The 12,907-nt window shown below is 64.4% G+C and carries 9 protein-coding genes; 2 read left to right on the forward strand and 7 right to left on the reverse strand.

What is annotated here, in order from left to right:
- Window positions 1-168 precede the first annotated feature (168 nt).
- The 7 genes from SJY41_RS18475 to SJY41_RS18505 all read right to left on the reverse strand — a co-directional run bounded on the left by SJY41_RS18475 (window position 169) and on the right by SJY41_RS18505 (window position 9,887).
- Entirely contained in the window at window positions 169-612 is a 444-nt protein-coding gene (locus SJY41_RS18475; protein ID WP_380783676.1) for a VOC family protein, read from the reverse strand.
- Window positions 613-687: 75 nt separating this feature from the next.
- Window positions 688-1,980, reverse strand: a complete 1,293-nt coding sequence (locus tag SJY41_RS18480) for an MFS transporter (protein ID WP_380783677.1) — start codon at window positions 1,978-1,980, stop codon at window positions 688-690.
- Between the two features lie 31 nt (window positions 1,981-2,011).
- The gene (locus tag SJY41_RS18485; RefSeq protein ID WP_380783678.1) at window positions 2,012-2,977 is read right to left on the reverse strand and encodes a hypothetical protein; all 966 of its coding nucleotides are present in this window, start codon (window positions 2,975-2,977) and stop codon (window positions 2,012-2,014) included.
- The gene (uxaC, locus tag SJY41_RS18490; RefSeq protein ID WP_380783679.1) at window positions 2,974-4,386 is read right to left on the reverse strand and encodes a glucuronate isomerase; all 1,413 of its coding nucleotides are present in this window, start codon (window positions 4,384-4,386) and stop codon (window positions 2,974-2,976) included. Before uxaC ends, SJY41_RS18485 begins: the two co-directional genes overlap by 4 nt.
- Window positions 4,383-5,549 (reverse strand): mannonate dehydratase, encoded by a 1,167-nt coding sequence (uxuA, locus tag SJY41_RS18495; protein ID WP_380784188.1) that lies wholly within the window; start codon window positions 5,547-5,549, stop codon window positions 4,383-4,385. The genes uxaC and uxuA overlap by 4 nt, the downstream gene beginning before the upstream one ends.
- A gap of 292 nt (window positions 5,550-5,841) precedes the next feature.
- The gene (locus SJY41_RS18500; RefSeq protein ID WP_380783680.1) at window positions 5,842-8,877 is read right to left on the reverse strand and encodes a TonB-dependent receptor; all 3,036 of its coding nucleotides are present in this window, start codon (window positions 8,875-8,877) and stop codon (window positions 5,842-5,844) included.
- Between the two features lie 263 nt (window positions 8,878-9,140).
- A complete protein-coding gene (locus SJY41_RS18505; protein ID WP_380783681.1) occupies window positions 9,141-9,887 on the reverse strand; it encodes a FadR/GntR family transcriptional regulator in 747 nt (248 codons plus the stop codon).
- Window positions 9,888-10,165: 278 nt separating this feature from the next.
- On the opposite strand from SJY41_RS18505, the gene SJY41_RS18510 reads away from it, so the two are divergent.
- Window positions 10,166-11,572 carry a DUF1080 domain-containing protein gene (locus tag SJY41_RS18510; RefSeq protein WP_380783682.1) on the forward strand — a complete coding sequence of 469 codons (1,407 nt, stop codon included), beginning with the start codon at window positions 10,166-10,168 and terminating at the stop codon, window positions 11,570-11,572.
- A gap of 12 nt (window positions 11,573-11,584) precedes the next feature.
- Window positions 11,585-12,907, forward strand: a complete 1,323-nt coding sequence (locus SJY41_RS18515; protein ID WP_380783683.1) for a Gfo/Idh/MocA family protein — start codon at window positions 11,585-11,587, stop codon at window positions 12,905-12,907.

The raw sequence follows: 12,907 nt of genomic DNA on the forward strand, positions 1-12,907 counted from the left end.
GATTTATACCGCGGCCGCGCCGATCATCTTGAATCCGAACGGGCTGTTCTCGGCGTCGATTACCCCGCAAGGGACGATGCGGGCTGGCGATAGGCCAAAGTATCGAAGTCCACGTTCTTCGTGCTGTCCCGCTAAGCGGGGCAAACTTCAGATACGCTCGCGTTCAAGTCATCTTGTCACAGCGCCACGGGAGTCCCCGATTTCTAGCCAATAGCCATCGGGATCCTGCGCAAAGATCTGGCGGACGCCGTCGAACCGGACCTGCATTGTGCGCGGCCTGCCCGCCAGATCGGTCCAGACGTGACCATGGCGGTCCAACCAGGCGGTTGTGGTGGCGAGATTGTCGACATGCAGCGCCAGATGCTCGTTCCGGTTCGAGGGTTTCGGCGCGGTGCGGCCGTCGAGGATGTGCAGCGCCAGACCATTGCCGAGGTCGAGCCATCGGCGGTTCTTGAGCGGCGTCGGGATGATCCTCAACCCGAACGCCTCATGATAGAAGGCTGCGCTGCGATCGATGTCCGCCGCCTGGATGGCGACATGTTCGGCTGTCGCGGGGGGCGCGACCGCCGCCTGCGGTGCTGCAAGGACAAGAAGAACGGACTGCACGATCATGCGCGGTGATCCTCGAAACACGTAGGAATGGTACGAACCGACGCCGAGGCGATCGTCATCGGCTCCTGCAAAACGTCAGTTCGGTTTGGCATCTTCCAGGTTCGGCAGCAGAAGATGGACGATGGCGAGCGCGACGAAATAGGCGATGCCGGCCCAGATGAACACCGGGACGTAGGTGCCGACCGTTTCGAGCACGTGCCCGACATAACGCGCCATGATCATCCCGCCGACCGCGCCCGCGGCGCCGCCGATCCCCATGACGGACGCGACCGAACTCTTGGGAAAGGTGTCGGAGACCATCGTGTACAGGTTCGACGACCAGCCTTGATGCGCAGCCGCAGCGACGCCGATGATCGCAACCGCGGCGAATAGGCTGGAGACGGTGCTCGCGAGCATGATCGGCAGTACCAGTATGGCAGAGGCGAGCAGCGCCAGCTTGCGGCCGGCATTGACGCTGTACCCGCGCTTGATCAGTGCCGACGACAACCAGCCGCCGCCGATGCTGCCGACGTCCGCCAGCAGATAGACCGCGATCAGCGGCGGGCCGAAGGTCTTCAGGTCAAGACCGTGGCGCTTGGCGAAGAAATCCGGCAGCCAGAACAGGAAGAGGTACCAGACCGGATCGGTCAGGAACTTCGCGACGACGAAGGCCCAGGTGCCGCGGTAGCGGAACAGCCGGCGCCACGGGATCGGCGCGGTGCCTGCGTCATTGTCCTGATCGGCGCGGATATAGGCAAGTTCCTGCGCCGAAACCCGGGGGTGATGTTCGGGCGCGCGGTAGACGATCAGCCACGCCGCGAGCCAGACGAACCCGAGCATGCCCGTCACGATGAACGCCGCGCGCCAGCCGTAAGCGAGCGTGATGATCGGTACGACGATCGGGGTTGCGATCGCGCCGACATTGGCGCCGGCGTTCAGGATGCCGGCGGCGAGCGCGCGCTCCTTCTTCGGAAACCATTCGGCGACCGACTTGATCGCGGCCGGGAAATTCGCAGCCTCTCCCAGCCCCAATGCGAAGCGGGCGATCGAAAAGCCGCCAGGGCTGCGGACCAGCGCATGGAACAGCGCGGCCAGGCTCCATACCGTGATCGCCGCGGCATAGCCCATCTTCGACCCGATCTTGTCGATGATCGGTCCGCAAGCGAGCAGGCCGATCGCATAGGCCGCCTGGAACCAGAACACGATCATGCCGTAGTCGACCTCGGACCAGCCCAGTTCGCCCTGCAGCGTGGGCTTGAGGATGCCGATGACCTGCCGATCGATGTAGTTGATCGTCGTCGCGAAGAACAGCAACGCGCAGATAACCCAGCGGACATTGCCGCCGGCGCTTTGCTGGCCGGGATCCGTCGTCTGTGTTGAACCGTCCACGGTCGCTCTCCCCTCGCGGTTTGCCCGCTTGTTATCGTCTGTCGAATGCTGCCAGTTTTTCGGCCAGTATCGCGCGGTCCCGCAGGCGCGGACGCCGGGTACCGGCCAGCAGACCGCGCTCGCCCACCACCGCATCGACGATGCTGTCGCGACCCGCCGAGTTCCACGCCGCGGCCAGTTCCGACGCGCGCGGATGGTCGACGGCGCGGCCATCGCCGCGACCATGCAGCATCGACGCGGCCCGCGCCGACAGCGTTTCCGGACAGGTCCGGCCACGCGCGCGATTGGCTTCGAGCGATGCCAGCCAGCGCTGCGAAATCTTCTGAGATCCCTCGCTGGCGATCTGTCGCAAGGCATGGCGCGGCGTCGGATTGGCGAAGCGGACCAGCAACGCGTCGGCATACGCGGTCAGGTCCTGCCCCGACGCAGGATCGACGCTTGCCGCCGCCTCATCGCGCATCAGCCGCTCCACGCTCGGGCCGATTACCAGATCGGCGATCGCCTCGTGAACGTAGCTGAGGCCAAATTGGAGCCCGAGATAAGCGAGCGCAGAACGCGCCCCGTTGAGCACGCGCAGCTTGGCCGTCTCATACGGCGCAACGTCGGCGAGGATCTCTGTACCCGCTGTGTCCCGGCGTTGACCGCGGCCCACGAGCTCGTCTTCGATCACCCATTGGGCAAGGAGCTCAGTCAGGACGGGGGCCTCGTCGCGGACCGATCCGCTCAGCCCCGTTCGTGCGCCGTCCGCGTCGTTTTCGGTTACCGTGAACAGCTCGTCTTGCGGGGCCAGCGTGTCGCATACGGCAGCGGACCGCAGCGATGCGCCGACGATGCTCCGGTCCCGGTCCCGGTCGCTCGCCACCATCGCGCGGTCGGTGAAGACCTCTTGATGCGTCCGCATGAAGGTTCCGATGCCGATACGCTGGCCCAGGCGGGCATAGTCGGGCCGCACGACATGCTCCGGTAGCCGGTCGATCGTGGCGGCGGACAGTCTCACACGCGGTAGGCCCGGCGCGCGAGCCCGACGGTCAGCTCGTGCGCGAGGTCGGCCGCCTCCCAATCGGCCAGCCGGTGCTCGGCGACAAGGCGCGCGAGAAACGCGCAGTCGACACGCCGCGCGACGTCATGACGTGCGGGGATCGACAGGAAGGCGCGCGTGTCGTCGTTGAATCCGACCGTATTGTAGAAGCCCGCCGTCTCGGTCGTCATCTCGCGGAAACGGCGCATGCCTTCGGGGGAATCATGGAACCACCAGGCGGGGCCGAGACGCAGGCAGGGATAATGGCCGGCGAGTGGCGCCAGTTCGCGCGCATAGGTCGTTTCGTCGAGCGTGAAGAGGATGATGGTCAGGTTCGGATCGTTGCCGACCTTGTCGAGCATCGGACGCAGGCCATGTACGAAATCGGTGCGCGCGGGGATGTCGGCGCCGCGGTCGCGTCCGTGACTGGCGAACAGGCGGGCATTGTGATTGCGCACGCTGCCGGGATGGATCTGCATGACCATCCCGTCCTCGATCGACATCCGCGCCATCTCGGTCAGCATCTGCGCGCGGAACAGTTCGGCATCGACAGGACTCGGGTCGGAGCCGATAACGCGAGCGAACAGAGCAGCGGCGGCGCCCGGATCGAGGTTCGCGGTCTGCGCAGTCGGGTGGCCGTGATCGGTCGCGGTCGCCCCTGCCGCCCGGAAGTCGGCGCGGCGCTTGCGGTGCGCGGCGAGATAGCCGGGCCAGCTCCAGACATCCTCCCCGGTCAACGCGGCGAACCGCTCCATCGTCGGCCGGAACGCCTCGTGCTCGACGTCGAAGACGCCGTCTGGACGATAGGTCGTCACGACGCGGCCGGTCCAGCCGGAGTCGCGGATCGCCTGGTGCGCGTCGAGCGGATCGTCGGCGCCCTCGGTGGTCGCCAGGAATTCGATCCCGAACCGTTCGAACAGCGCACGCGGGCGAAACGCCGGGGTCGCAAGCCGTTCGGCGATGCCGTCGAAATACAGGTCGCTCGTCGAGCCATCCAGCGCCACATCAAACCCGAGCACTTCGGCAAAGACGTGATCGAGCCACGCCTGCGACGGTGTGCCGCGAAACAGATGATAATGGCTGGCGAGCGTGCGCCAGGCTTCGCGCGCGTCGGTCTCGGGGACGCCCTCCCGTGACGGTACCCCGAGCCGATCGAGCGCGATGCCCTGGCTGTAGAGCATCCGGAACAGATAATGGTCGGGCGCCAGCAACAGGCTGGTCGCGTCGCGCCACGGCGCGTTGGTCGCGAACCAGCGCGGATCGGTATGGCCGTGCGGCGAGACGATCGGCAGCGTGGCGATCTCTGCATACAGCGCGCGCGCGATCGACCGCTGGTCCGGATCGCTGGAGAACAGTCGATCGGGCGAAAGGCGAAGCGGGCGGCTCACGCCTGTACCGCGCTATAGGCGATCCCGCGCTCGAGACCGCGCAGTTCGGCAAGGCCGCGCATCCGTCCGAGCAGCGAATAGCCGGGCAGCGTCTGTTTCGAGAGGTCGTCCAGCATCTGGTGGCCGTGATCGGGACGCATCGGGATCGAGCGTCCCTCGCGCGTCTGCAGGGCATGAATGGCGGCGACCAGCGCGACCATGTCGGCATCACCGGCGAGATGCGCAGCCTCGTGGAAGGCGCCATTCGGCTCGCGCTGGACCGATCGCAGATGAAGGAATCCGATCCGGTCGCCCAACCGCTCGATCATCCCGGGCAGGTCGTTGTCGGCACGGGCGCCGAACGAGCCGGCGCAGAAACACAGTCCGTTGGAAGGGTTTGGCACCCGCGCGAAAAGCGTCGTCACGTCGGCCTCGGTACTGACCACGCGCGGCAGGCCGAACAAAGCGAACGGCGGGTCGTCGGGATGCACCACCAGCCGCATGTCGAGTTCGTCGGCAAGCGGGCAGACCGCCTCCAGGAACGCGATGTGATTGGCACGCAGGCCCTCGGCATCGATCGCGTCATACTGCGCCAAAGCGTCGCGGAAGCGATCGGCGGTGAAGGTCTCTTCGCTGCCGGGAAGCCCCGCGATGATGGTCTTCTCGAGCAGGCGACGCGCGTCCGAATCCATGGCGGCGAACCGGCGCCCGGCGCTTTCGACCAGCGCAGGAGAATAATCCTGTTCGGCCCTCGCGCGCCGCAAAATGTGGATGTCGAAGACCGCGGCCGCCTCGAGTTCGAAGCGAAGTGCCCGCGCGCCGTCTGGCATCGTCCAGGCAAGGTCGGTACGCGTCCAGTCTATCACCGGCATGAAGTTATAGGTGATCGTGCGGATGCCGCATGCGGCCAGATTGGCCAGGCTTTGTCGATAATTGTCGATCAGCACGTCCCAGCCTGCGCTGCGGGTCTTGATCGCTTCGTGCACCGGCAGGCTCTCGACCACCGACCAGACGAGCCCGGCCGCCTCGATCTCGGCTTGGCGCGCGGCGATCGCGTCCTGCGGCCAGACGTCGCCGTTCGCGATTTCGTGCAGCGCCGTGACGATGCCGGTTGCGCCGGCCTGGCGAATATCGCGCAACGTTACCGGGTCGGAGGGTCCGAACCAGCGCATCGTCTCGATCATCGGCACCTAGAATCCTCTCTCGATTGCGCAGACCATATGGTGTCGCTTCGTTTCATGCCCGTTTAGCGACCGCCAACCTATTAGGCCAGATGCAATAAAGTGGTCAGGCCATTTTGTAGGCGGGGATCGGTGGGCGGCGGGAGGGATGCGATTGCCGAAATGGCTGCTCGAGGTCACCCATTCGCCGCTGGATTGCGCCCGGACAAAATCGGGTGCGCCGCAACACCGTGCGCCGCACCCTTAGTAGGTCGACATCGGCAGGGGAACGCCGATGTCGATGGGGAGGAGGTCTTCAGAACTGGAAATTGACGGCCAAAGCGTAGGTGCGACCGAAATATGAGGTGTACAGCGGATCCTTGCGCACCGTGTCGACGGTCAGGCGATTGGTTTCGTTGGTGACGTTCGATACCTCGGCGATCAGCTTGATATGCTCGTTGAAGTTGTACGAGGCCGACGCGTCGACAAAGATCGAACTCGCGTTCGATGTCGAATCCGCGTCGACCGAGCCGCTGGGAACCGCCGTCAGGAACGCGGCACGGTAGTTTACGGTCGAGCGAATGCTGAACTTGTCGTCTTCGTAATACAGCGTCCCGCTTGCCGTTTCCGGCGACAGGCCGACCAGCGGCGCCGTGCGGGAAAGCGTCGGCGATATGACGTAGTTGATGTTCGAACGAACGCGGGTGAAGTTGCCGAGTGCGCCGAAATTACGCAGCACGCCGGGCAGGAAGGTGAAGGGCAACTGGACGTTCACCTCGAACCCGCGCAGCGGCCCGCCCTCGGTATTGTTGCTGCGCTGGACCGTGAACACGTCGGTCGGGCGAAGCTGCGTACCGTTGAGCAGCGTCAACGGCAGGCCGATGTCCTGGAACGCAACCGCCTGGCTCGTTGTCTGGATGTAGCTTTCGATATTCTTGTAGAAATACGCGACCGAAATCAGCGAGCCCTTGGCGAAATACCATTCGAGCGCCGCGTCGAACGTGTTGGCGCGGATCGGTTCGAGGAAGGGGTTGCTGAACGATGCGGTCTGGATGACGAGGTTGGCCGAGCCTGCTGGAATCAGCTGGCCGTAGGCTGGTCGCGACATGACGCGCGCCACCGAACCGCGCGCGATCAGATCGGGCGTGATGTCCAGCGCGAGGTTCGCCGACGGCAGCCAATCATCATAGCTGCGGCCGACCTGCGATATCACGAAACGCGAGGGGTAGAGCGACCCGGCGGGTGCCGCCGAGGTGATCGGACCATAGGTGTCCATGCTGGTATGGACGTAGCGGACGCCGGCATCGCCTCGGAGCGCGAAGGGCAGGGAGTCGGCGGTGTTGAACTTTACCATCCCATAGCCCGAGCCGTATTTTTCGGAGACCCCGCCAAACGTGCCCTTCGCGCACTCGATGCTGCAATAGACATAGCTGTCGAGGCCGACCGCATCGCGGAACTTGTCCGGATCGATCGAGACGAAATCCTGCAGCAGGCCGTCCAGATTGCTGCCGACGCCCTTCGTCACGGTGGTCAGGCTCGCGAGCGTCACGCCGGCCGGCAAAGCGAGCGGGGTGTTGGTCGCGAGCTGCCGCTCGCGCGCGGTGTATTTGTTGGTGCGGTACTGGCCGCCGACCTGGAGCGTGAAGCCCGGCGCCGCCTCCCATTCGCCATTCAACTCGAACGTCTTGCTGGTGATCGTGTTGCGCCGGATGAAATTCGACAGCTGTCCGCGCTGGTCGCCGTTCGCGAGCGGCGGTCCGTATTGGAACAGCGTGGGATTGGTTGTGTCGATCCCGTAACCGATCTTCGGAATGTTCGGATCGTCACGAAAGTCGATCGAGAAATTCCGCGTATCGTTCGAATCGATCGCCACCTGCAGGCGGTCGACATCGAGCCGCGACTGGTTGATGCCTGCCAGACCATAAACCCGAACGGTGTCCGAGAAGCGCTGGTCGAAGTTCAGATTGACCTGGCGATAGGTCGACGTGAACTTCTCCTGCTGCATCTCCGACCGCAGATCGACGCCGTCGAAAAGCCCGTGGACCAGCGACCCGTTGTCGTCGACCTCGATCTCGCGGACGGACGTCAGGGGCTGGCCGTTGTTCGAGATCGCGCGCCCGAACGACCGTGCGTCGAACATTCGGTCGAGCCGGTCGACCTTGAACCGCGAATACAGGCCGTCGAGCGATATGTCGGTATTGGCGCTGGGCTTCCATTGCAGCGTCAAGGTACCGGCCAGACGTTCCTGATCCTGGCTGCTCTTCACGGGCCGCGGCAGGCGCGGCAGATAGACGCCGCCGCCCGGGCGACCGTTCACCCCGGTGCGGCTCATGATATAGTCATAGGCCGCGGCATTGCCGGTACGCGGATTGCCGGTGCTGCAATTGTTGGCGTCGGCGCCGATCGGCGTGCCGTTGGGCTGGGTATAGCCGCCGACGGGGCTGTTCGTTGCCGCCCCACGATACGTGTAGCCGACCGGCGTGCAGAACGGGAAGATTACGCCGGCGTTCGCGGTACCGGCGGGCTGCGCCTGGCCATAGACCGTGGTCGGTACGACATCGACCGCCGAATAGGCGTATTCGTCGATATGGCGCTTCGAATAGGCGACGCTGCCAAGGATGCCGAACGTGTCGCCGAACTTCTTGGAGACGAGCGCGGACAGGCGCGGGTCGGCCTTTTTGCTGATGTCGTTGTAGATACCGCGCGCGGTACCGGTGAGGACGAAATCCTTTTTCTGGTCGAACGGCTTTGGCGCGCGGAGGTCAACGGTCGCACCCAGCGAGCCTTCCTCGACATCGGCCGACAGCGTCTTGCGGACCGAAAGCGCCGAGAAGATCTCGGTCGGGAAGGTCACGAAGTCGAACGAGCGACCGGTCGCGACGCCGCCGCGGATATCGCTGCCGCTGACCTGTGACACGCCTTCCATGCCGTTGATGCGAACGCGCGTGAATTGCGAGCCGAGGCCGCGGACCGAGATGTTCCGGCCCTCGCCGCCATCGCCGCGCGAGAGCGCTACGCCGGGAATGCGCTGCATCGATTCCGCAAGATTCGAATCTGGGAACTTGCCGATATCCTCCGCGACGATGCTGTCGATCGCGGCGGTCTCGCTCCGCTTCTGGTTCAGTGCGTTGTTCAACGCAGCACGAAACCCGGTGACGATGATGTCCGCGTTTTCGGCGTCCGGTGCGGCCTCGGATGGGGAAGCGGGACTGGGCGGGCTCGTCTGACTATCCGCAGGCTGCGGCATCTGGCTGCCCGCAGTCTGCTGGGCCATGACTGGCGCGGCGATGAATAGGCTGACGATGCTCGTCGAGATAAGCAGTTTCCGCTTATCGAAGCTCTTACGGCTCAAAGACCCTCTCCCGATAGGCCGGGCGCGCTGAGTTGACGCTTCCCGACATTGTGCTGCCCTAGTTTTCTAAGGTCGGCGTACGTCGTCAGGTATCATCGGTATTTTGATATGACAATGCTGAATCATTTGGTCAGGCAGATTGTTTGACAACTGCCTGTTGAGTTTTGTTCTATCGCGCTGTGATGGTGTGAAAACACCTATGGCAAGCATGCTTTGGCTGCTGGCGCAGCTGGTCGCCCGGCCATGGTAGGCCGAGCGCCGGATCAGACTGAGCGTCTGGCCAGGGCGCGGCGGCGCTGGTCGGTAGCAGCGCGTGCGCGCTCGACGGCTTCGGTCTCGGTAACATCGAGCAAATGGTCGATCACGCGGGCAAGATGATCGCGCATCGCATTGCGGGCGTCGATCGGCGAGCGGGCCTCCAGCGCGCTCAGGATGCGGCCGTGTTCGATCATGCGCGTCTCGGTGCCGAGGCTTCCCGCCTTCGCCAGGACTTCGCGCGCCAGCGGCGAGCGGAACCGCATGTCCCAGAAGTCGGTGACGGCGGAGATGATGACGGCATTGCCCGTCGCCTCCGCGATTGCGATGTGAAAGCGGCGATCCGCGTCCTCCGCTGCCACCGTATCGTCCTGATCCATCTGCCCCAGCAGGCCGCGCAATTCGAGCAGTTGCTGCTCGGTTATTTCCGTCGCGGCGACGGCGGCAACCTCGCCTTCGAGCATGCGGCGCGCCTCGGTAATCTCGAACGCGCCGATGTCGAGCTCCTGCTCCGAATCGTTTGAAGTGGAGGCGAGCACGAATACGCCCGATCCCTTGCGCGCTTCCACCATGCCCTTCATCTCGAGCGCGATCATCGCCTCGCGAATGGTCGGGCGGCTGACCTGGAACCGCTCTGTCAGGTCGCGTTCGGCGGGCAGGCGCGCGCCGACCTGATATACACCGGCCGCGATGTCCGCGATGATCGCCTGCACGATCTTGCGATAGAGTTTACCGCCGCCCTCAGTACCTAGCATTGTATTCCTCATTCGATGCGCGCCGTCCGCGCGTTGGCGTCGCCTTGTACATCGCGTTGTGTGAAGCATCGTCAAGCCCACGGCCGCGCAAATGCACGCAATGGTCTTATTAAAATGCCTTACAATCCTGTTGCATGTGGCCCGACCACAATTTAAGACCCGGTTCAGGAGAGGCCGTACGACAGCAACATGTCGGCGGTAAATGATGCGAGACGACCGGACCCGTCCGGATAGGGTTGCCCGACCCGCGCTCGCAGAAAAAAGAAAAGGGGAGGCGAATGGCTCGTGCGCTCGCAATTCTGACGTTGGCGGCAATGCCGTTGATGGCGCAGTCATCGGTTGGTGCCGAGACCCAGCCGGCACCGACGCAGCAAGCCAAAACTAATCGGGTAAAGGTGCCGTGGCGCGATGTTACGCCGCGCGCAGGGTTGGCGGGCTGGCGCGCGACCGGCGGCAAGGCGAGCTATGCGTTCGAGAATGGCGAGGTGATCGGACGTGCCGAGCCGGGCAAGACCAATAGCTGGCTCGTATCCGAAGCGCAGTATGGCGACTTCATCGTCGAATTCGATGCGAAGACCGATCCCGCGCTCAATTCGGGCATGATGATCCGCGGTCAGAGCCGACCCGATTACCGCGACGGCGTGGTGTACGGGTATCAGGCGGAGATCGATCCGTCGTCGCGCCGCTGGAGTGCCGGGCTGTACGACGAGCAGCGCCGGCAATGGCTCTATACGCTGGGCCGCAACGAGCCGGCGCGCCAGACCTTCCGCTCGGGCGACTGGAATCACTACCGTGTCGAGGCGATCGGCACCCGCCTTCGCACGTGGATCAACGGCGTACCTGCCGCCGACGTCGTCGACGACATGGACGCACGCGGTTTCATCGCCTTCCAGGTCCATGCGATCCCCGATGCAGAGGCTGCACGACATCCCGAAGTGCGGTTCCGCAACGTCCGGATGATTACGGATTCACCGGCTCGGTTCGCGATGCCAGCGACGGCGCTTCCTCAGCAGGGATGGCTCACCAATCGCCTGTCCGCGGGCGAGCAGCGCAGCGGTTGGAAGCTGCTGTGGGACGGCAAGACCGGCGCCGGCTGGCGTAGCGTCAAGGGGCCGAAATTTCCCGCATCGGGTTGGTCGATGGCCGACGGTGCGTTGCGCGTCGAAGGCGGCGGCGGCGATATCGCGACGACCCGCGACTACCGCAATTTCGAACTGTCGATCGATTTCAAGCTGACGCCCGGCGCCAATAGCGGGATCAAGTATTTCGTCGATGCCGGTCTGCTAGAAAAGGGCGAGTCGATCGGGCTCGAATACCAGTTGCTCGACGACGAGCGACATCCCGATGCCAAGATGGGGCGCGACGGCAACCGGACGCTCGGGTCGCTCTACGACCTGATCGCGGCGAAGAATCTCTCCGATCCCGATAGCCCCGGCAAGCGCATCAATCCGCCGGGCGCGTGGAACCGTGCGGTGATCGTCGTGCGGGGCACGCGCGTCGAGCATTGGCTGAACGGCTTCAAGATGGTCGAGTATGACCGCGGATCTCCGGCGTTCCGTGCGCTGGTGGCGCAGAGCAAATACGCCGGCGTGCCCGGTTTCGGCGAAGGCAAGCAGGGACCGATCCTGCTGCAGGATCACGGCGATCGGGTCGAATTCCGGTCGATCAAGCTGCGCGAACTTTGAGGGGATGGATCGATGGACCGTCGGACGATGATCAAGGGTGCTAGCGCCACAGTAGGGCTGGGACTCGGCATGGCGATGAGCGCGCGCAGCTATGCGCGGATCAAGGGCGCGAACGACCGGCTCAGCGTGGCAATAGTCGGCGTGAACGGGCGCGGCCAGGCGCATATGGGCGCGTTCACGAAGGTGCCGAACGTCGAGATCACGCATTTCTGCGATGTCGACTCGGCCGTGCTCGCCAAGCGCGCGGGCGAATTTACGGCGCGCGGCAATCCCGCACCGAAGACCGAAGGCGATTACCGTCGACTGTTCGACAATAAGGCGGTGGACGTCATCACGATCGCGACGCCGGACCATTGGCACGCCAAGCTCGCGGTCGACGCGATGAAATCGGGTCATCACGTCTATTGCGAAAAGCCGATCGGCATCGCGCCTGCCGAGGGCGAGGCGATGATCGCCGTGCAGAAAAGCACCAGGCGTATCCTGCAGGTCGGCAACCAGCAGCGATCTAGCCCCGAGACCCGGCAGCTGCTCGCGCTCGTCCAGGCTGGCGAACTGGGCGACGTGTACGAGGCGCAGACCTGGTACGCGAACGATCGCAAGACGATCGGCAAGGGGCATGTGACGACGCCGCCCGCAAATCTCAACTGGGACATGTGGCAGGGGCCACGGCCGCGCGCACCGTATCGGTCGAACCTGGTCCCCTATAACTGGCACTGGTTCTGGCAATACGGGACCGGTGAACTCTGCAACAACGCGATGCACGAACTCGACGTCGCACGCTGGCTGATGGGCCTGACCTATCCCAAGACCGTCTCCGCGCAGGGCGCCAAGCGCTTCCACGCCGGCGACGACTGGGAGATGTACGACGCGCTCGCGCTGGACCTGAACTACGAGAACGACCGGGTGATCCGCTGGAACGGTCAGAGCTGCAACGCGATGCTGACCTACGGCCGGGGACGCGGCGTCCTGTTGCTCGGCACCAAGGGATCGGCGGTGGTCGATCGCAATGGTTTCGAACTCTACGATCTGGCGGGCAAGTCGATCCGGCAGGTCATGGCCAAGGCGACGTCGGAGACGACCGGCACGGTCGGCGAGGGCATCCTCGACGTCTATCACGCAGGCAATTTCGTCGACGTGATCCGCGGCCGCGCATCCGCGCTTAATTCGCCGATCGCCGAGGGGCATATCAGCACGACGCTCTGCCATCTGGGCAACATGGCCTATCGCACCAATAGCGTGCTGACCGTCGATCAGGCGACCGGCAAGCCGAGCAGCGCCGAGGCGATGAAGCTGTGGTCGGTCGCGTATGAACCGGGCTGGGAGGTCAGGGCCTGA

This window comes from Sphingomonas sp. R86520 (genome assembly GCF_042466285.1).
Classification (GTDB): Bacteria; Pseudomonadota; Alphaproteobacteria; order Sphingomonadales; family Sphingomonadaceae; genus Sphingomonas.